Consider the following 17,946-nt stretch of genomic DNA (forward strand, 5'->3'; position numbering starts at 1 on the left):
GGCGCCGTTTTCTTTGTGCGCAAGGAAAACGATCATAAAAAATCATAATAGTGATTGACATTGATCTTTTCAAATGAAAACCTGATTGAAATTATAAAGCCAAAAAGGGAGCATGCCTTGAACCAGAGCGGCGGCCTCAAGACCGATCGGCAAGACCTCATCCGCAGTCATCTGTATGCGAACGGATTTTCCACGATCCAGGACATCGCGGATGCGGTCGGCGCTTCGCTCGCGACCGTGCGGCGCGATCTGCAGCTTTTGCAGGAGGCTGGCGCGATCGATCGGGTACACGGCGGCGCCCGCATCGCCGAAGGGTCTTCGGTGGAGCTCGCGTTTCAGGAGCGCGAGAAGCGTCAATTGGCTGCCAAGCGCGCTATTGCGAATGCGGCCCACGAGCGCCTTCACCCCCGCACCGCAATCTTCCTCGATGCCGGCACGACGGTGCTCCAGCTGGCCAAGCTGATCCGCATCAATCCCATGCCGCTGCGTATCTTCACCAACGGGCTGATCGTGGCGCAGGAGTTCATGAACGTCCCGAACCTCGACGTCGTCCTGCTCGGCGGGCAGTTGCGCAGCGAAAATGCATCGCTCGTCGGCCCCCAGGCCGAAGCCATGCTGGAAACGATCTGGTTCGACCAGCTGTTTCTCGGCGCGAGCGCGGTGAGCAATGATGGCGCGATCTATAGCGTGGACAGCGCCGAAGCGAGCCTCAATCGGAAGATGCTCACCCGATCCAGCCATCGCTTCGTACTCGCGGACTCCTCGAAATTCGGCACGACGGCAACCTACAAGGTGGCGCCGCTGAACAGTGCCAAGCTGATCACCGATGCCGATCTGTCGAAGGACTGGCGCGCGCAGCTTGGCGACCTTGCCGTCGAGACAATTTTCGCCGACCAGGGAGCGAAGTCTTGAGCACCGACCTGATCCTCGGCATCGACGGCGGCGGCACAAAGGTGATGGTGGCGCTTGCCGATCGCAGCGGACGCATCCTTCGTACCGGTTTGGGTGGTGGCGTCAACGCCATGGACAATCCAGCCTGGCGGACCGAACTCGAGGCGCGGATCGAACCGTTTCGCGGCGAAAGGCGATTGACCGCCGTGGCGGCCGCCTTGCCCGTTTACGGAGAGGTCGCCCATCTTTCCCAACAGTTGGAAGAAACCATCGCGCAAGCCTTCCCGAATGCGCGGACACGCGTTCTCAACGATGTCGATGCCGCCCATCTCGGCGCGCTCGCCGGCAAGTCGGGTATTCTCGTACTCTCTGGAACCGGTTCCATGGCCTGGGCGCGCAATGCAGGGGGCGAAGCCGCCCGGACCGGCGGCTGGGGCGACATCATCGGCGACGAAGGCAGCAGCTACTGGATCGGCAGGCTGGCGCTCAATCTTGTCAGCCAGAGCCTGGATGGACGTCTGCCGCCGACCGCCTTGGCAAAGGCTGTCTTTGATCACCTTCAACTCGACCCAACCAACCCGATGGACAGCCTCGGTGCCTGGGCGACGTCTGATGCGAAACGGTCAAGCATCGCTGCGCTGTCCGCCGTGGTCGACAAGGCCGCACTAAACGGCGACACGGCCGCCATTGTTCTCCTCGACCTCGCGGCGGACGAGCTCGCCAAGCACCACCGTGCGATCGCCGGCCACTGTGAACCGGGAGCCGACTGGACATTTGCCGGCGGCACGTTCCGAAGCACGATCCTTTTGAAAGCCCTCGAGCGACGCATCGGTCGCCCCCCGATTGCTCCGAAACTACCCCCGATCGGCGGAGCGCTCTTCGCTGCCGCCCAACTTCTCGACTGGCCCATGGACGAAGGCTGGATCGGGCACGTCGTCGCATCGGCAAATGCGGCGTTTGCGCAATAAAATCACGTAAATTCTTGATAACAAAGAAGGATGGGAACATGCGTAAAACAATCTTATCACTGCTCGCTTCAGCCGCCCTGGCCGTCGCTCTTCCGGCGGCCGCGCAAGACAAGCCGCTTGCCGGTGAATCGATCACCGTATTGATGCCGTCGCCGCAGGGCCCCGATATTGCCGCCGCGTTCGAAGCCGAAACTGGCATCCACGTCGACCTGCAGACGCTTTCCTGGGACGATATCCGCCCGAAGCTGGTGACGGCACTGGTTGCCGGCACGGCGCCGGCCGACGTGACCGAGTTCGACTGGTCCTGGACGGGCCAGTTCGCGGCAGCCGACTGGTATATGCCGCTTAACGATGTGATAGACGCGGACTCCACCAAGGACATCGGCGTTGCCAAGATCTTCACGGTCAATGGAAAGCTGCTTGGCGTCCCCTATTCGAACGACTTCCGCGTGATGCTCATCAACAAGAAGCATTTCGCGGATGCCGGCATCACCGAGACCCCGAAGACGCTCGACCAGCTGGTGGCAGCGGCCAAGAAAATCAAGGAAAAGGGCATCGCCACCTATCCGATCGGCCTGCCGGTGTCCGCGACAGAGGGTGCCTCGACGAGCTGGTACTTGCTGACCAAGGCATTTGGCGGCGAGCTGTTCGACAAGGATTTCAACCCGCTCTTCACCAAGCCCGGTTCCGCCGGCTACAAGGCGCTGGCATTCGAACTGATGCTTTTGAAGGAAGGCCTGGTCGATCCGGCTTCCACTGGTCTCAAGGATAGCCAGATCAACGAGGGTATGTTCTCCCAGGGTCTGACCAGCATCATGATCTCGGGCGAACCCGGTCGTCTCGGACAGATGAACGATCCCAAGCAGTCCAAGGTCGCCGGTCAGGTCGAGGCGATCCTGGTTCCGACCGAAAGCGGCGAGACTCGCAGCTTCGGCCTGCCGGAGGCGCTTGCGATCCCGAACGTCTCGCCCAACAAGGAAGCGGCTGTTGCCTTCGTCAAGTGGTTCACGAGCCGCGAATTCCAGAAGAAGAACATGGCGAACGGCTTCCTGCCGACCCGCACGTCGGCACTGGCCGAGCTCAACTCGGAAGGCAAGCTGAACAGCGGCGATGCGCTCGTGGCGCAGTCTAAGACGGTCGAGGCGCTGTTCCCGCAGGGCACGCCCCCTTGGTACCCGCAGTTCTCCAGCGGCGTGAACACCGCGATCAACAGCGCTGCCAAGGGTCAGATGAGCGTTGACCAGGCTGTCGAAAGCATCGCCTACGCCGCCAAGCAGGCGATGGCGCAATGACTGCTGTCGCCTATAAGGAGACCGCGGCCAAGAAGGGTGTCGGCTTGAATGCCGACACCATTCTCGGCGTGCTGCTGGTGTCGCCCATTCTCATCACCATGACGGCGCTCGTCTTCTATCCTATGGCGCGAACGCTTTGGGACAGCCTTCACCGGGTCAATCCGATGCAGGCCGGCACGCCCTTCGTCGGCCTGGAAAACTACACGCGCATGTTGTCGGACGCGCAGCTCGGCACGACCTGGGTCAACACGCTCATCTATGTCGTGCTCGCAGTGCTCGCGGAAACGGTCTTCGGCGTGCTCGCCGCCTCGCTGATCAATCAGTTGAAGGTCGGCCGGCAGTGGGTTCTCGCGGCGGTCATTCTTCCCTGGGCGCTTCCCGGTGTCGTCAACTCCGTGATCTGGCTATGGATCTATCAGCCTGGCGCGGGCCTGCTGAACGGCATCCTCACCTCGCTCGGCCTTCCCTTCGAAAACCACGTCTGGTTCAACGATCGGACGAGCGCGATCATTGCCGTCACCGTCGTGCATGTCTGGCGCATGATGCCGCTGACGATCGTCATCGTTCTCGCGGCGATGCAGAGCATTCCCTCGCATCTTTATGAAGCGGCACGCATCGATGGCGCGACACGCCCGCAGATGTTCGCGCTTGTCACGCTTCCGCTTGTTCGTAGCGCGATCGCGGTTGCCATGACCAACGCCACGGTTAACGCCTTCAATCTTTTCGACGAGGCCTGGGTTCTTGCCGGCTCCAGTCTCGAGACGCGACCGATCCTCGTGCAGATTTATCTGGAGACCTTCCAGAACTTGCGGTTCTCATACGGCATGGCGCTTTCCGTCGTCATCACCTTCGTCTCGCTTCTCGTCTCGCTCATTTACGTCCTTCGGGTCTATCGCAACACACGGTTCGACTGATGAAACCCACCCTTCTTTATCGCCTGATGATATGGATCGGCGTCGCCGTGCTATTGATCTGGTCGCTCGGTCCGATCTACTGGACGGTCGCCAGTTCGGTGACGCCGACGGACGACTTCTCCGTCCGGCCAATCAACTTCTTCCCTCAACATTTCACGCTAGATCACTACTCTCGGCTGCTCGGCATCAACGTCGATCGTATCGGCGGCGTTGAGGTGTGGCGGCAGTTTCGCGCGGCGCTCTTGAACAGCGTCGTCACCTCGGCGGCCGCGACGCTCCTTTGCGTGGCCATTTCCGCGCTGGGCGCCTACGCCTTCACCCGCATACGCTTCCCCGGCCGCAACGCGCTCTTCGGCCTTGTGGTCGCGACGCTGGCGATCCCGGCCTATGCGGTGCTGATCCCGCTCTACCAGATCATGATCAAGATGCATCTCGTCGATACCTATGTCGGCGTCGCCCTGATCTATGTCTCGGCCTACCTGCCGCTCTCGCTCTGGCTACTGCGCAGCGTCTTCGAGGCCCTGCCCCTGGCGCTGGAGGAAGCCGCGCAGCTCGATGGCGCGGGACGTCTCTACATCTTCTTCAACATCGTGCTGCCGCTGGCCGGTCCCGGCCTGACCGCTGCCGCGATCCTCACCTTCCTCGGCGCCTGGGGGCAATATCTCGTGCCCCTCATATTCTCGCCGCAGGCGACCAAGCCACTGACTGTTCTCATTCCCGAGTTCGTCACGAAAAACTTCATCGACTACGGGCTGATCACGGCTAGCGGTTCCATCGCGATCGTCATCCCCGCCCTCGTCGTCATCTTCCTCAACCGATACCTCGTCAGCGGTCTGCTGGCCGGCTCGGTCAAGTAATCGGAGCCACCATGAACACGACCGAAAAAGTCATCCGCGAGCAGTTCCCCTTCTGGGAGAAGGCACTGGGCTCTAACACCGCGACCACGCGCGACGACGTGCTCGTCTATGTCGGCTGCGGAACATCCTACTACCTCGCCATGTCGCTGGCGGCCCATGCGAACAATGCCGGTCGTCGTGCGATCGCCGTGCCTGGCGCTGAATGGCTCAATCGTCCATCATTCTTCTGGCCGGACTGGAAGAAAACGCATGTCGTCGCGATCTCGCGCAGCGGTGAAACGACCGAGACGGTCGCTGCCGCCAAGAAGAGCCGGGAAAACGGCGCCTTCGTCACCGCGCTGACCGTCGAGGCCGAGAGCTCGCTTGCAAAATGCAGCGACGACGTCGTCGCCTCGCCGACCCACAGCGAGGAAGGCATCGTCATGTCGGTCTCGGCCAGCCTCATGCTGCTGCTTGGCTTGCAGATGATCGGCCATGAGATCCCCGCATCGGCCGTGGCATCCGCAAAAGAGCTCGCTGATGCGCTCGACGCTTCGCTCAGCAAACAGGTTCTCGATCGCAGCCATTTCGTTTTTCTTGGCGGCGGTCCGCTTTTCGGCCTGGCCGCCGAAGGCGCGCTGAAGCTGATGGAAATGAGCCAGGTCCTGACCCAGCCCTTCCATCCGCTTGAATATCGCCATGGCCCAATCAGCCTTGTGGACGAGAAGACCGCGACCGTCATGCTCTACAGCACCGACCAGAAGGATGCCGAAGCCAAACTCGTCGAAGAGCTGCGGGAAAAGGGCGCTATCGTCATCGGCCTCGGCGGACCTGGCGATATCGAACTCGCTGTCGACGCCGATCTTTCGCTCGCCGCACTCGTCGTTCTCCCTGCCCTGCAGATGCTCGGTGAGCGTGTCGCGCAATCGAGAGGCATAGACACGGTATCGCCGCGACACCTGACCAAGGTTGTAACGTTGGTATGAGCGACGCCCTCGATCAAAATCGTGAGCGCGCGCTCTCCAAGCTTTTTGGCGCGCGCCAACAAGCCTTGCCGCGCGGGATAACGTCAGTGTGCTCGGCACATCCACTCGTGATCGAGGCCGCCTTGCGGCGGGCGGCACGGGAAGGCACCGTGGTCCTCATCGAGGCCACCTGCAACCAGGTCAACCAGGAAGGCGGTTATACGGGCATGACTCCGGCAGCCTTCCGGCGGTTCATTGAGCGGATCGCCACAGAGGTCGGTTTCCCACTGGAGAGGATCATCCTCGGCGGCGATCATCTTGGTCCCAATCCCTGGAAGAAGCAGGGTGCGGACGAAGCCATTGCTCAAGCCGAGGTAATGGTCGCGGCTTATGTCGAGGCAGGCTTCGAGAAGCTGCATCTTGACACGTCGATGGGATGCGCTGGGGAACCGCCGGCGCTCGACGACGAGGTAACCGCCGAAAGGGCGGCACGTCTGGCACGGGTCGCGGAGGAAACGGCACGCCGCATCCGGCAACGGCCTCCGGTGTATATCATCGGCACCGAGGTCCCTCCACCCGGCGGCGCGACGCATGCGATCAAGGAGCTTGAGGTCACCTCTCCCGATGCCGCCCTGAAGACGCTTGCCATCCACGCATCGGCTTTCGAGAAGGCTGGCGCCGGAGCGGCCATGGACCGCGTGATCGGGATCGTCGTCCAGCCAGGCGTCGAGTTTGGGAATGCGAATGTCGTCCTTTACAAGCCGGACCGCGCCCAGGGATTGGCATCGTCGCTTTCCCGGATGCCGGGACTCCTCTTCGAGGCCCATTCGACGGATTACCAGACCGTTGCCGAGCTTTCGGCTCTCGTCGATGACGGTTTCGCGATCGTGAAAGTCGGCCCCGGCTTGACCTTCGCACTGCGCGAGGCGCTCTACGGGCTTGATGCCATCAGGCAGGTACTTGATGGCGGGTCGGATAGCCTGCATGCCGAGATGGAAGCGATCATGTTGAGCCAGCCGCGACACTGGGCGGGTCACTACACAGGGTCTGCCGAGGAACTGAGGCTGCAGCGCCACTTCAGCTACAGCGACCGTATCCGCTACTATTGGCCCGACAGGCAGGCTGCCGGCGCGGTGGAAACGCTGATGCAAGCGCTTCCCGATCCGATCCCGGAAACGCTGATCAGCCAGTATCTCGCTCGTGTTTATCCTGACGTCGTGACAGGACGCGTGGCGCCACGAGCTCGCGATCTTTGCCTCGCCGCAATCGATGCGGCGCTGGCGCCCTATTCCACGGCCACGGCCAGCCAGTAAATTTCAAGTGGTGCGGCAGGCTGCCGGTACGGCGGCCACACGTCACACAGTTTCAGTCGGAGAGAATTATGGCGTCAGTCAGCGTCGCGAATGCCCGCAAGAACTACGGTCACCTGGAAATCCTTCATGGGGTCGATATCGACATTCAGGACGGCGAGTTCGTCATTCTTGTCGGTCCCTCGGGCTGCGGAAAATCCACCCTTCTGCGGATGATCGCGGGCCTGGAGGAGATTTCCGGCGGACGCATCTCGATCGGTGGGCGTGTCGTCAACGACGTCGCCCCGAAGGAGCGCGACATCGCCATGGTGTTCCAGTCTTATGCTCTTTATCCGCATATGACGGTGGAGGCCAACATGGGCTTTTCCCTGAGGTTGGCGAAGGCACCGAAAGAAGAGATCAAGGCACGCGTGCGTGAAGCAGCTCAAATTCTCGGGCTGGAAAAACTGCTCGACCGCCATCCAAGAAACCTGTCCGGCGGCCAGCGCCAGCGCGTCGCCATGGGGCGCGCCATCGTGCGCCAGCCGCAGGTCTTCCTGTTTGACGAACCATTGTCCAATCTGGATGCCAAGCTGCGCGTCCAGATGCGCTCGGAAATCAAGCAACTGCACCAGCGCCTCAAAACCACCACCATCTACGTCACGCACGACCAGATCGAGGCGATGACCATGGCAGACAAGATCGTCGTCATGCGCGATGGTCATGTCGAGCAGATCGGATCGCCGCTCGACCTCTACGACAGCCCGACCAACCTCTTCGTCGCCGGCTTCATCGGTTCGCCGGGAATGAACTTCATCAAAGGCCAGATCAGTGCCGAAGGTCCCATCGAGTTTATCGCGAATGGAGACGCGAGGTTGCCCATTCCCGCCGACGTTCCAGTCACCCGCGGCCAGCAGGTCATCTATGGCATCCGCCCGGAACATCTGACGATCAACCAGGGTGGCGCGCAGGCTGACGTCACCTTGATCGAACCAACGGGCGCTGAAACGCAGATCACGGCTGGCCTTGGAGACGTGCAGATCGTGGCAACCGTCCGTGACCGTCTTGCGCTGCACGCTGGCGACTCGATATCGATCGCACCAGAGCTGACCAAAGTGCAACTCTTCGATGCAGTTACCGAGAAGGCGTTGCGAGTGTGATGGGACCGACTGACTGTGACCAGCGATAAGCCGTTGCAGCGGCGGTTGACGCTAGCGCGACAGGCGCCCCCTCATCGTCGATCCGTGTGAGACCTTCGGATTTTTGACAAAGTTTGCCAATATCAGTAATGAAGATCGGACAGATGGAGGCCTGCTATGGCGACAATGAATGTTTCTCTCCCTGACCCGATGAAGGACTGGGTCGAGGCGCAAACCAAAACCGGGCGATACTCCAATGCCAGCGACTACGTGCGGGACCTGATCAGGCGGGACCAATCGCGCAATGACAAGATTGCCGCAATGCAGCGCTTCGTCGACGACGGGCTTGAAAGTGGCGTCGGTACTCGATCCAAAGACCAACTCTTTGCCGAAGCTACGGCTCGCGCCGGCAACTCATGAGTTTCAAGCTCTCAGTCGAGGCAGAAGAAGACATTATTACAATCGCGGCGCAAGGCGTTCGTCTGTTCGGCGTCGCACAGGCGCGACGTTATCACGATGATCTCTACGGCCTATTGGATCTGATCGCAGGCAATCCGCTTATCGCCCGCGAAAGAGACGAAATCCATCCGCCGGTTAGAGTTCATCCTTTCAAGGTTCATCTCGTAGTTTATCGGATCGAGGACGACGATTCGATTCTGATTATCCGAATTCGACACGGTCATGACGATTGGGCGAGCGATGCATTCTAAAATTAGCGCAGCCTCTGTATTCCCCTGTGCCGTGTCTGGCTTACCCGGCGTCTAAAAGAAAGAGCCGATGATTTTGGCCATAGACGCCGTGAAGTGACTATCCAACCTTGGCTACGCAGAGATGCCTCTCGCTAGTAGGCGCCTTACTTGAAACTCTCTTCGAGCTGACACCAGATGGCAAGCAAAGGCTGAAAGGTGCATCTTATCGCGAGTGGGAGGGATGGCCGACACTGTCGAGTTTGCGTTTCACGAAGTCGAGGTGTGCCTGATAGCACGCACAAAGCCAGCGTATATATCAGCCTTATATTGTTGATATGATTTGTGTTGCTGCGCTGAGCCGCTCATCTTTCCTCTTTTACCCCTTCATCACGTACGGCGGTCATGGTCTTGGCGATAGCCTGGATGTGGCCCGCTCGCTTGCGCCGCGATCCGACGTTCGTCAGGCATTGTCGATGGAAGCCGATCAGGAACGCCGGACGCTGAAAGAGGTCATGGGGTGGCTCTCGCGGGAGTCAACCGCCTTCAACGCCGTTGCCATCGCCGTCCGTTTATCCTCGGTGCCTTATCAAGCGCGGAAATCAAGACCGATATCGAGAATGGGCGCGCTGTGGGTGATCCAGCCGACGGAGACCAAATCGACCCCCGATGCTGCAATGTCGCGCGCGGTTTCAGGCGTTATGCGCCCCGAAGCCTCCGTGATTGCACGTCCTCCGACCATCGCCACCGCTTCGCTGAGCTGCCGGGCCCCCATATTGTCGAGAAGAACCGCATCGACACCCTCCTCCATCACGTCACTGAGTTGATCGAGCGTATCGACTTCGATCTCGATCTTCAGCATATGTCCCGCCGCTGCTTTAGCCCGACGCAGAGCCTCCCGGACACCACCGGCAATCACGATGTGATTGTCCTTGATCAGCATCGCGTCATGCAGCGCGAACCGGTGGTTCATCCCGCCGCCGGCGCGCACCGCGTATTTTTCGAGCGCCCTTAGTCCCGGCGTCGTTTTGCGGGTACAGGCGACGGCCGCGCCGCTGCCGGCAACCGCTTCGACGATCGATGCGGTCACCGTTGCTATCCCTGACAGATGGCTGAGGAAGTTGAGCGCTGTGCGCTCACCGGTCAGTATTCCTCTGGACGGCCCGCTGATGGTGGCGATCACGTCACCCGGCCCTACCGTGCTTCCCTCACGGATGTGCCGGGCGACCGATATCGCGGGATCGACCAGCTCGAATGCAAGGGCTGCGGCATCCAATCCTGCGACAATGCCGGGCTGACGCGCGGCCATGACGACGGTCGACATGTGCTTTTCAGGAATGACTGCGGCCGAGGTGACGTCACCGGCCATTCCCAGATCTTCGGCAAGCGCTGTTCTGACCGCAGGTTCGATGACGAGACGTGGAAGAGATGTGACGTGCATTTCATGCACTCCTTGCAAAGTTTGATGAGCTTGCGGAACGGGCGATCTGCAACGCCTGTTCAAGCGTTATCCGGCTGCGCTCAGCAACCGCGTGCTTCAACGGATAGTCGGTCCGGGCATGCGCCCCGCGCGATTCCGTGCGCAGGCTTGCGGAGACGGCGATCATCAACGCGACGATCGCGGGGTCGGCCGCTATGTCATTGCCTTCTGCCACAGGCAACAGCTCCTCAATCGCCTGGTGAATGCCGACCGCGCCGCGCAGAACGCCAACTTGCCGGGAGACAATTGGGCGCACGGTCGTCGTGTCGGGCACGCTCGGCATGGGCGGAACATATCCAAGCGTAACCGCCGTCAGCTTTGATCTCATGTCGTTGGCCGCGCGCACGCCCATGACGGCGGCTTCCAGCAGCGAATTGCTGGCGAGCCTGTTGGCGCCATGCAATCCGGTCGAAGCGGCCTCACCCGCGACCCAAAGGCCAGCAACGGTACTGCGTCCGGCTCGATCCGTCGCAACACCGCCCATGTGGTAATGCGCGGCCGGGCGAACGGGGATCGGCTGCTCGGCGGTATCGATCCCGGCCGAGCGGCAAGCGGCATGGATCGTGGGAAAGCGCGAGGCGAAGCGCGCGCCAATCGCTTGGCGCGCATCGAGAAAGGCGCGGCCGCCGCGGGCGATCTCGGCGCTGATTGCACGCGCGACAACATCGCGCGGCGCGAGTTCAGCACCTGCAACATGCCTCATGAAGCGTTCGCCGCGCTCGTTGATCAGCACGGCGCCCTCGCCCCTCACCGCCTCGCTGATCAGGACCAGAGGGCGCCGATTGCCGTCAAGTGCGGTCGGGTGGAACTGGACGAATTCCATATCGGCGAGCACGGCACCCGCGCGCGCGGCGAGCACGATCCCCTGGCCGAAGTTGCCGGCAGGATTGGTCGTCGCCTCATACAGTCCGCCAATGCCGCCGGTGGCGAGAAGAATGCGCGACGACGGCAAGACCATGCCCCCGCCAGAACTGGCGCAGAGCAAGCCGGAAACAACGCCATCAGTCGTCAATATCCGCCGCGCATCCACCCCTTCGATAACGGTGATTGCAGGATCGGCATGGACCGCCCTTTTGAGGGCGGCGATAATGGCCGCACCCGAGCCATCGCCGCCGGCATGCACGACGCGCCGACGCGAATGGGCAGCCTCCAGGCCGAGCGCCAGACTCCCATTGCCATCTTGATCGAACGAGACGCCGAGACGCTGCAAGGCTCCGATCACGGACGGCGCTTCAGCAATAATTTCGGCGGCTGCAGCGGCATCGCAAAGGCCATCGCCGGCAGCGAGGGTATCGGCAAGGTGCAGGTCCACACTATCATCTGCACCGATGCATGCCGCGATGCCACCCTGCGCCCACCCGCTCGAGCTCTCGGCGCCGAGATGTGCGCGGGTGACGAGCACGCAGGGCTCGGGAGACAGCGTCAATGCCGCGATCAGCCCGGCAAGCCCGCTTCCGACAATGACCGGTCGATCCGCGAGGTTTTGGAGGATCTCGGTCATATCGCCAGCATCCTTTCGACAGCGCGGCGAGCAGCAGTCGCGACATTGGCGTCGACGACGACTTCGTGCTGGTTTTCCTCAAGCGCGGTTCGAATGTTGCGCAAGGTGATGCGCTTCATGTGCGGGCAGAGATTACAGGGGCGAATGAACTCGACATCGGGATGATGCACCGCGACGTTGTCGCTCATCGAGCACTCGGTCAGAAGCACGACGCGGGCAGGCTTCTTCTCTCCGACATAGTCGGACATGACCGCCGTCGAGCCTGCAAAGTCGGCTTCCGCCACGACATCCGGCGGGCATTCGGGATGGGCGAGCACGGTGACGCCGGGATGGTTCTCCCGAAGCTGGCGAACATCTTCGGCGGAGAACAGTTCATGCACTTCGCAGTGCCCGTGCCAGGCGATGATCTCGACATTCGTTTCCTTGGCGACGTTGCGTGCCAGGTATTCGTCGGGGATCATCAGAACTCTGGGAACGCCGAGCGCCTCGACGATCTGCTTGGCATTGCCCGATGTGCAGCAGATGTCAGATGCTGCCTTCACAGCGGCCGATGTGTTGACGTAGGTGATCACGGGAACGCCGGGGTAAGCCTTGCGCAGCAGGGCGACGTCCTCGGGCGTGATGGAATCCGCCAGCGAACAGCCCGCCTCGGTGTCGGGGATCAAAACCGTCTTTTTCGGGTTCAGCAGCTTGGCCGTCTCGGCCATGAAATGCACACCCGCGAGCACGATCACGTCGGCGTCGACGTCGATTGCCTTGCGGGCAAGCGCCAGGCTGTCACCGACGATATCGGCGACACCGTGGAAGATCTCCGGCGTTTGATAGTTATGCGCGAGGATGACCGCGTTGCGTTTGCGCTTCAGCTCCAGGATTGCCTCGACATCCTCCTCGAAGCTCATCCATTCCGCTTTGGGAATGACCCGGCTGACACGGTTGTAAAGCGACGCGGCAGACACTGCGGTATTCATCTCATCCTCCATTATACTCAGTTCGAGTATATCTAGGAGAAATAGATATTCTCACAGTGAGCATATGTCAATTGCGGGCGAGAGGCAGCTTTGTCCCTGATAGAGCGCGTTCTTCGACGACCGTCTGCCGGAAGCGGAAGAGCTTGGCGGGGCGGCCGCCGGTTTCGCTGGTGATGCCACCGGTTTCCTCGACAAGCTCCTGCTGCTCGATAAGGCGGCGGAAGTTCTGTTTGTGGAGGCAAAGGCCGGCCAAGGCCTCGACCGTTCGCTGCAGCTGCAGCAAGGTGAACGCGCTCGGCATCAGCTCGAAGACGACCGGGCGGTATTTTATCTTCGCGCGCAGGCGCGCTATGCCGGTCGCCAGGATCCTGCGGTGGTCGGCAAACATCGGCCGGCCAAAATTGTCGCTCACATCACCTGCTTCTGTCACCAACCCGGCTTCGTAGAGCAATTCGTATCGCTGCAGCGTCAGATCCTCGTTCCAGCCACCGTGATCGAGGCCGAAGGTGAAGTCGGCGCGCTGGTGACGCTCGTCGCGACGTCTTGGGTCGACATCGGCCCAGACCCGGAGCTTCTCGATGATCGCATCCAGAACCTTGGGTCGTCCCTGCCGATGATCCTCCCACGGCAGATATTCGTACCACCCATGCCATGCCGGACGGCCCGCACCTGGCGCATCCTGTTCCAGCACCAGCCCGAGATAGCTGATCGAGATCGTTCGTCCGCCACGAATGTCGTTGTTGCGGTCCCGGTCGGCGAATGTGTAGAGCTGCTCAAGGTAGCCGATCGGGTGGCCGGTCTGCTCCTGGATCCATTCGCGCAAGCCGCTCTGCAGCGTGCGATGTCCAAGCTCGAACGGGCCGGACGGCAAGGCTTCGCCGGAACGCACCGTCATCACACGTGGCTCGTTGCTGGTGACGGCTGCCACAACAGCCATGAGTTCCGCGTGGGCAAGCCCGATCGTCAAGCAATTCTCCCTGAATTTAGCAACATCAATTGCACGCCGGCCGCTTTACCGCCTGCCCGCAACCTTCTGCCCCAAGAGGCTTGCCACGTCGAGCATCCGGTTCGCGAAGCCAAATTCGTTGTCGTACCAGCCGAACACGCGAAGCAGTCCACCCGGCGCGATCGATGTCTCCGGACCGGAGACGACCAATGACTCCTGGCGCGCCCGCATGTCCACGGAAACCACCGGCTTCTCCGTCCAACCAAGAACACGTGACGCGGCGGCAGCTTTTTGCATCTGCGCGCGCGCATCGGCGAGTGACGGGGTGTCTCGCAACGACACTGTCAGATCGATCGCCGAAACGCTCGCCGTCGGCACCCTTATGGCACGCGCCTCGATCGCTCCAGCCAGCGACGGCAGGACCTTGCCGAGAAGCTTGTGCGCGCTGGTGGTCGTCGGCACCATGGAGAGCGCGGCGGCGCGGCTTCTCGCGAAATCGTCACGCGGCTGGTCAACCGTGGGCTGGCTCCCGGTATAGCAATGCACAGTGGTCATCTGGCCGCCCACCACGCCCCAGGCATCGTCGATAACCTTGAGCAACGGGGCAAGCGCATTGGTCGTGCAGGAAGCGTTGGAGACGATGAGGTGATCCCCAAGCATCTCCTCGTTGGCGCCGAGAACAACCGTCACATCGGCGGCCTCGGCGGGCCCTGAGATCAACACGCTTTTCGCGCCCGCTTCCAGCGCACGAGAAATGAACTCGCGTGTATAGCGCTGGCCCGTGCACTCGAGAAAGACATCGACATCCGAGAGATCAAGCTGGCGGACATCGCGAACATTGTGGAAGGCGATCAGCCTGTCGCCCACCTGCAGCGCCTGGTCGCGGACCGCGACCTCTTCCGGCCAGGGGCCGAAAACACTGTCATACTGGAAGAGGTAGGCGCAGCTTTCCAGCGCCGCGACATCGTTGATCAGGACGAGTTCGAAACTCCCGCCCTTGCTCAGCAGGACACGCAGCACCGTTCGGCCGATGCGACCGAAACCATTGATGGCTATTTTCGTCTTCCGCTTTGTCATGTGTGCCCGGACTCACATTGCCTGTCATTGCTCGGTACGCCCGTCAGACGGATTTCGCAACATGGAGATCTGGCTTCCTCAGCCTCCGTGGCAGCGCAACCGCCGACTGCGCGGATATGTCCCTCCCGGGTCTGCGATTGATTGTTAGAAATGGAAAAATCGGGGGCACATCTCTGCGACAAATCAATATTAGCTATGCGTCACGCAAAGCTGGCAGGCACGATTGAAATGCCAACGGCTGACTCGGGTCGCGGTCAATCACGGAGGCGACAACGACCGTTGAGTTCGATCGGATTGGTGGGCGTTCTGTTTGCCGCGAGCCGTTGGCCGATGAATGCCATGAACGGTGCGCGGCGACGACCGACGTGTGAAGCAGACGAAAGAGAACGTGAATCATGTTAGAAAAAATGATCCACGTCCTGCGCTTTCGCTCTCTACCTTGCGCAAGCGTGGTGTTGCTACCTAATTCCGGAAGATTGGAGCAGGCGTCGGGGACTGACAGTTTCAGTGGTTTCATCCCGACCGGTCGATAAAGAGCGACGAGAACACCGCGCGTTGCCACTCATGTCACCGCTCTCGTCAGCAGAGCCAGTTCATGTTCACGCTTTTTGAAGCAAAGAGCGTCAGCAGTTGAGCAGGCCGTTCACGAAGATCTCGGGCAGCGCACGCCAGCGGCTCGGCGGACGCATCGTCCTTGCCGTCTGCATGGACACGCTCATGCTGCTTGGTCTCGCATACTGGTGGCTCGAAAACCTCGCCCAGGAGCTTTTTGGAACCGCGTTGTTCCTGCTTCTTGTAAGGCATATCTACCGGAACCGGAGCTGGTTTCGGAACATCGTCAAAAGGCATTATGGTTTACGACGCACGGTTATCGTCACATTTCATGCCGCGCTCGCTCTGAACATGGCTGCGCTTCTGGCAACAAGTCTCGCCATATCCCAATCCCTATTCGCGGCTCTGCCACGGCCGGATAGCGCCGTGCTGACCGAAATACACTGGTTCTCTTGGGCCGTGATCGCGATCGGGTGCCATGTCGGGCCGCACTGGTCGAGGATCGGGGCAATCACGAGCGCCGCCCTCGATCTGCCGCCGGCCACACCGGCTCAGACACGGTCCTGACGTTACTCGCCGTCGTGCTTGTCGCAATCGGCATATCGAGCCTTTCAGCGCTCGGTGTCCAAACGAAGCTATCCTTTGAGCTAAGTCCCAATTTCTGGGACTTCAGCACTTCGGCAACACCATTCTTTGTCCGCAGGACCGGTGTTCTTGCACTGCCCGCGATCACAACCTATTGCGCAATGGATATTGTTCCACGCCTCCGAACGCGATCGAAGCTCTGATGTGACGCTAGGAGCGGCTTGCGCTCGTTGCGGCTATCGCGTTGAGCGTCTGCGCATCGCGACCATAGATGTCGTCGTAATAGTGAATGATGCCGTCGGCCGTCGGCCATGCCGTGAAATAGGAGACGTAAACGGGAACTTCCTCGGGAACCGGAACGTCCTTCTTCTCACCGCCCGCAATTTCCTGCGCGACCGAATCCACCGATGTTTTCAAGACGGCGGCGGCCATGGCTCTCGGATTTTCCAGCCGCACGCAACCGTGGCTGAACATTCTATCCTGCGAAGCGAATTTTCCGCGCGCCGGCGTGTCGTGCATGTAGATGGCATGCGGATTGGGGAACAATATCTTCAGCTGGCCGAGCGCATTATCGGGGCCTGGCGGCTGTACGACGGCGATATTCTCGAGCGGTTGCGCCCAATCGACTTTCGCCGAGGACATCGGCTTGCCGTTGACCGATACCTTGTAGCCCTCGCGGTCGAGGTAGGACGGATCCCGCTTCAGATGCGGAAGCATCTCGTTCTTGATGATCGACTGCGGCACCCCCCAATCGGGATTGAATTCGACTGTCTTGATCGAAGCATCGAAAAAGTTCGTCTGGTGATCTTGCTGCCCAATCACCGCCTTCATCGAAAGGGTGACATCGCCGTTCTCGGTGTAGTAGGCCATATAGGCCGGCTGATTGATGAATACGTACCGATCCGGAAACTCCTGCGGCAACCATCGCAGCTCCTCCATGGCGACAATCACCTTGTTCTCGTTGACGGTCGTATCCCCGCCCTGGCCTGATGTTCGCAACCAGTGCAATTCGGCGGCGAGCTGGGCAAACTTTGGACTGCTCGGCATGAAGCGGTCGACCGCCGACGCCAGGTTTTGCGCTGCTGCCAACTGAGCAAGCGTCGCTTTCAAATCGACGGGCTTACGCTTGAAGTCATAATAGTTCGACAGCTTGTTCGGATCGATGCGCCCCCTGAAATTATCCTGGAGAAACATCAGCATATTGTTTGAGAGGGACAGTTCGAACGCTGCCAAAGCTTTGGCGCGGTCGGGCGAATTCTGCTGCAAAGTCTCCGGAGATGGCGAAACGGCATAGTCCGAAACGGTTAGTCCCCAATCGTCGGCCTGCCGCAAGAGGTCAAGCGCTTGCCTCGCCTTGGCGTTCGGTCCCTTCGCGTCAGTCCAGATGAGCTTTGTTTTCGGCTGACCATAATAGGCTTCAAGCGCGGCGGCAATGTCGCTGTTCATCGATGGAGAAAGGCCAGCCATCTCCCGCAGGACCTTGGCCGGGTTTCCAGCCCCGCTTTCGAACAGCGTCGACAGCGCTGAATCGTCACCGTGACCGGCGACATGCACGAGCCGGCGCTCGGGAACGGCATATCCCTTCGAGGCGGAGAGCTGCGCAGCGGGCGCGGCGGGCTGCGGCTCCGCACGGGCGCCTATCCCGCTTGCCATAAGCGCGACCACGCTCATCAGAGTGATCTTCAGGCGTAAAGCTGATGTGTCTGCCATTCCAAATATCCCCAGCACTCGACGAGAAAAGCCACTCCGGATGAGCACACTATCTTCGCTTGTCGTCACCGCGGACTAGAGCGGCAACATTCAGGCGGAAGCTGGGCAAAACGCCATCACGAGAGGTTGAAAGCAGGACCACGACAA

General features: G+C 60.7%; 17 protein-coding genes. 10 read left to right on the forward strand and 7 right to left on the reverse strand.

The features are described 5' to 3' along the window. Positions 1–117: 117 nt before the first annotated feature. From P3R82_RS08400 to P3R82_RS08445, 10 genes are all read left to right on the forward strand, one after another. Complete coding sequence (locus P3R82_RS08400; RefSeq protein ID WP_111564564.1) at positions 118–912, forward strand: DeoR/GlpR family DNA-binding transcription regulator; 795 nt, start codon at positions 118–120, stop codon at positions 910–912. Continuing rightward, complete coding sequence (locus tag P3R82_RS08405; RefSeq protein ID WP_112435605.1) at positions 909–1,859, forward strand: BadF/BadG/BcrA/BcrD ATPase family protein; 951 nt, start codon at positions 909–911, stop codon at positions 1,857–1,859. Before P3R82_RS08400 ends, P3R82_RS08405 begins: the two co-directional genes overlap by 4 nt. 38 nt (positions 1,860–1,897) lie before the next feature. Then, a complete protein-coding gene (locus P3R82_RS08410) occupies positions 1,898–3,151 on the forward strand; it encodes a sugar ABC transporter substrate-binding protein (RefSeq protein WP_111564562.1) in 1,254 nt (417 codons plus the stop codon). Continuing rightward, a complete protein-coding gene (locus P3R82_RS08415) occupies positions 3,148–4,065 on the forward strand; it encodes a sugar ABC transporter permease (RefSeq protein WP_111564561.1) in 918 nt (305 codons plus the stop codon). Before P3R82_RS08410 ends, P3R82_RS08415 begins: the two co-directional genes overlap by 4 nt. Next, positions 4,065–4,922: a carbohydrate ABC transporter permease gene (locus P3R82_RS08420; RefSeq protein ID WP_111564560.1), complete on the forward strand. Its 858-nt coding sequence runs from the start codon at positions 4,065–4,067 to the stop codon at positions 4,920–4,922. The genes P3R82_RS08415 and P3R82_RS08420 overlap by 1 nt, the downstream gene beginning before the upstream one ends. An 11-nt stretch (positions 4,923–4,933) precedes the next feature. Next, entirely contained in the window at positions 4,934–5,887 is a 954-nt protein-coding gene (locus P3R82_RS08425; protein WP_283193672.1) for an SIS domain-containing protein, read from the forward strand. Next, complete coding sequence (locus tag P3R82_RS08430) at positions 5,884–7,179, forward strand: D-tagatose-bisphosphate aldolase, class II, non-catalytic subunit (RefSeq protein WP_283193673.1); 1,296 nt, start codon at positions 5,884–5,886, stop codon at positions 7,177–7,179. Before P3R82_RS08425 ends, P3R82_RS08430 begins: the two co-directional genes overlap by 4 nt. A gap of 68 nt (positions 7,180–7,247) precedes the next feature. After that, a complete protein-coding gene (gene ugpC, locus P3R82_RS08435; protein WP_111564557.1) occupies positions 7,248–8,315 on the forward strand; it encodes a sn-glycerol-3-phosphate ABC transporter ATP-binding protein UgpC in 1,068 nt (355 codons plus the stop codon). 156 nt (positions 8,316–8,471) lie between these two features. Next, on the forward strand, positions 8,472–8,714 hold the full coding sequence (locus tag P3R82_RS08440; RefSeq protein WP_111564556.1) for a type II toxin-antitoxin system ParD family antitoxin: 243 nt from the start codon (positions 8,472–8,474) through the stop codon (positions 8,712–8,714). Beyond that, positions 8,711–9,004: a type II toxin-antitoxin system RelE/ParE family toxin gene (locus tag P3R82_RS08445; protein WP_283193674.1), complete on the forward strand. Its 294-nt coding sequence runs from the start codon at positions 8,711–8,713 to the stop codon at positions 9,002–9,004. The genes P3R82_RS08440 and P3R82_RS08445 overlap by 4 nt, the downstream gene beginning before the upstream one ends. A gap of 565 nt (positions 9,005–9,569) precedes the next feature. Here the strand turns inward: P3R82_RS08445 and nadC are convergent. From nadC to P3R82_RS08480, 7 genes are all read right to left on the reverse strand, one after another. Further along, positions 9,570–10,421 (reverse strand): carboxylating nicotinate-nucleotide diphosphorylase, encoded by an 852-nt coding sequence (nadC, locus tag P3R82_RS08450; protein WP_111564554.1) that lies wholly within the window; start codon positions 10,419–10,421, stop codon positions 9,570–9,572. 1 nt (position 10,422) lies between these two features. After that, entirely contained in the window at positions 10,423–11,961 is a 1,539-nt protein-coding gene (locus P3R82_RS08455) for an L-aspartate oxidase (RefSeq protein ID WP_111564553.1), read from the reverse strand. Beyond that, on the reverse strand, positions 11,958–12,929 hold the full coding sequence (nadA, locus tag P3R82_RS08460) for a quinolinate synthase NadA (protein ID WP_111564552.1): 972 nt from the start codon (positions 12,927–12,929) through the stop codon (positions 11,958–11,960). The genes P3R82_RS08455 and nadA overlap by 4 nt, the downstream gene beginning before the upstream one ends. Before the next feature lie 67 nt (positions 12,930–12,996). Then, entirely contained in the window at positions 12,997–13,896 is a 900-nt protein-coding gene (locus P3R82_RS08465; RefSeq protein ID WP_111564551.1) for a hypothetical protein, read from the reverse strand. Between the two features lie 45 nt (positions 13,897–13,941). After that, on the reverse strand, positions 13,942–14,952 hold the full coding sequence (locus tag P3R82_RS08470; protein WP_113177585.1) for a glyceraldehyde 3-phosphate dehydrogenase NAD-binding domain-containing protein: 1,011 nt from the start codon (positions 14,950–14,952) through the stop codon (positions 13,942–13,944). Positions 14,953–15,531: 579 nt separating this feature from the next. Beyond that, positions 15,532–15,756 (reverse strand): hypothetical protein, encoded by a 225-nt coding sequence (locus P3R82_RS08475; RefSeq protein WP_162725546.1) that lies wholly within the window; start codon positions 15,754–15,756, stop codon positions 15,532–15,534. 543 nt (positions 15,757–16,299) lie between these two features. Continuing rightward, positions 16,300–17,799, reverse strand: coding sequence for a L,D-transpeptidase family protein (locus P3R82_RS08480; RefSeq protein WP_283193675.1), 1,500 nt, complete (start codon positions 17,797–17,799; stop codon positions 16,300–16,302). Between the last annotated feature and the right edge of the window lie 147 nt (positions 17,800–17,946).

This window comes from Rhizobium sp. AN80A (genome assembly GCF_030053015.1).
GTDB classification, from domain to species: domain Bacteria; phylum Pseudomonadota; class Alphaproteobacteria; order Rhizobiales; family Rhizobiaceae; genus Rhizobium; species Rhizobium metallidurans.

Coding starts and splice junctions, on each gene's coding strand:
- P3R82_RS08410 (WP_111564562.1), top strand. CDS start 1,898: ATGCGTAAAACAATCTTATCACTGCTCGCTTCAGCCGCCCTGGCCGTC.
- P3R82_RS08415 (WP_111564561.1), top strand. CDS start 3,148: ATGACTGCTGTCGCCTATAAGGAGACCGCGGCCAAGAAGGGTGTCGGC.
- P3R82_RS08420 (WP_111564560.1), top strand. CDS start 4,065: ATGAAACCCACCCTTCTTTATCGCCTGATGATATGGATCGGCGTCGCC.
- P3R82_RS08425 (WP_283193672.1), top strand. CDS start 4,934: ATGAACACGACCGAAAAAGTCATCCGCGAGCAGTTCCCCTTCTGGGAG.
- P3R82_RS08430 (WP_283193673.1), top strand. CDS start 5,884: ATGAGCGACGCCCTCGATCAAAATCGTGAGCGCGCGCTCTCCAAGCTT.
- ugpC (WP_111564557.1), top strand. CDS start 7,248: ATGGCGTCAGTCAGCGTCGCGAATGCCCGCAAGAACTACGGTCACCTG.
- P3R82_RS08440 (WP_111564556.1), top strand. CDS start 8,472: ATGGCGACAATGAATGTTTCTCTCCCTGACCCGATGAAGGACTGGGTC.
- P3R82_RS08445 (WP_283193674.1), top strand. CDS start 8,711: ATGAGTTTCAAGCTCTCAGTCGAGGCAGAAGAAGACATTATTACAATC.
- nadC (WP_111564554.1), bottom strand. CDS start 10,421: ATGCACGTCACATCTCTTCCACGTCTCGTCATCGAACCTGCGGTCAGA.
- P3R82_RS08455 (WP_111564553.1), bottom strand. CDS start 11,961: ATGACCGAGATCCTCCAAAACCTCGCGGATCGACCGGTCATTGTCGGA.
- nadA (WP_111564552.1), bottom strand. CDS start 12,929: ATGAATACCGCAGTGTCTGCCGCGTCGCTTTACAACCGTGTCAGCCGG.
- P3R82_RS08470 (WP_113177585.1), bottom strand. CDS start 14,952: ATGACAAAGCGGAAGACGAAAATAGCCATCAATGGTTTCGGTCGCATC.
- P3R82_RS08475 (WP_162725546.1), bottom strand. CDS start 15,756: ATGCCTTACAAGAAGCAGGAACAACGCGGTTCCAAAAAGCTCCTGGGC.
- P3R82_RS08480 (WP_283193675.1), bottom strand. CDS start 17,799: ATGGCAGACACATCAGCTTTACGCCTGAAGATCACTCTGATGAGCGTG.